The 1323-nt window shown below is 68.9% G+C and carries 1 protein-coding gene; it reads left to right on the top strand.

Annotated features, from left to right (window positions below; translation table 11 throughout):
- Positions 1-478 precede the first annotated feature (478 nt).
- Complete coding sequence (locus RISW2_RS22875) at positions 479-1123, top strand: hypothetical protein (protein WP_043775751.1); 645 nt, start codon at positions 479-481, stop codon at positions 1121-1123.
- Positions 1124-1323: the final 200 nt, after the last annotated feature.

The raw sequence follows: 1323 nt of genomic DNA, 5'->3' as shown, positions 1-1323 counted from the left end.
GAACATCCCCGCCGCGCGCGTCGCGGCGCTGGTGGAGACCGGCGGCCGGTACCGTGAACTCGCCGCGCTGGCCGAGCGCTGGGGCGAGAGCACGACGCGGGTGCAGAGCTGGTACCACCGCGTGAGGGCCGCGGCATGAGCGCGAACCGGTCCTCCGCCGTCATGGCGCAGCGCCACGAGGCGCACGACAGCCTTGACGACTTCCCGACGCCGCCCTGGGCGACGCGGTCGCTCCTGCGGTTCCTGAAAGAGCAGGGCGAACCCCTGCACCTTCAGCACGCGTGGGAGCCCGCCTGCAACCGCGGCCACATGGCCCGCGTGCTGGCCGAGGCCTTCGACCAGGTGCACGCGACTGACGTGCACGATTACGGCTGGCCCGGGCAGGGCGCCTTCCGGCCCCGCGCGACATCCGCGTGGGGCCGCACCATCCCGGTTCTGTCCCGCAGAGGGTGGGCCGCCAACGACGAGGAACGCGAGCATGGGCGCGACACATCTGCGACCGGTCGGGGGCTCCGAGCTTCCGCAGTATCCCGAGGAGCTCTGCGACGCGCGGCTCTCCACGGACTACTTCACGATGTTCTGGCACGACCGGTTCTTCGCCTCGGACATGCACATGAACGCGCCGCTCGAGGTCCAGGGCGCGGCGCTGAACCTCTACTTCTTCTCGCGCAAGCAGACCCCGGTCGGATCGCTGCCCGACAGCCCGCGCACGCTGGCGCGCATGCTGCGCATCGACTTCGACCAGTGGGAACGGCTCTGCCGCGAGCCGATCGGACCGCTGCACAAGTGGGAGCGCTACGCGTACCGCGACGAGGTCGTGCTCGGCCATCACGTGGTGATCGAGGTCGCGCTCGACGCCCTGGCGCAGCGCGAGAAGCGCAAGGCCTCGAACGCGGACAAGGCGGTCTACGCCCGGCTCGTCCGCCTCGCCGAGGACATGCGGCGGCTCAAGTGCGACGAGCGCATGTGCCAGGACCGTGTGCTCCTCGAGCGCCTCGACGGCTGGCTCGTCGAGAACCACCACGGGCAGAGGCGCTGGCCGCAGTTCGAGACGTCGCTCCGGAGAGCGCTCAACCACGCCACGCAGCAGGGCTGGATCGGCCGCGGCGGCAACGTGCCCTGATCTGAAAGGGAAAATCGGCCCGTTTGTGGGCGGAACAGTTCCGAACTGTTCCGGAACAGATTTCCACAGAACGGAACAGTTCCAGCCAAAGGAAAGGAAAGGAAACGAGAGAAGAGAAAAGGAGAGAAGAGGAACGGACGACCACGGAACGGGCGCCCGGCGGCGGCCGGGGATCATGCTGAGAAAGGGGTGACGCGATG

The organism is Roseivivax isoporae LMG 25204, from assembly GCF_000521865.1.
GTDB lineage: Bacteria > Pseudomonadota > Alphaproteobacteria > Rhodobacterales > Rhodobacteraceae > Roseivivax > Roseivivax isoporae.
Note: the sequence above shows the minus strand (reverse complement) of the source record. Positions and strands in the feature narration are given on the sequence as shown.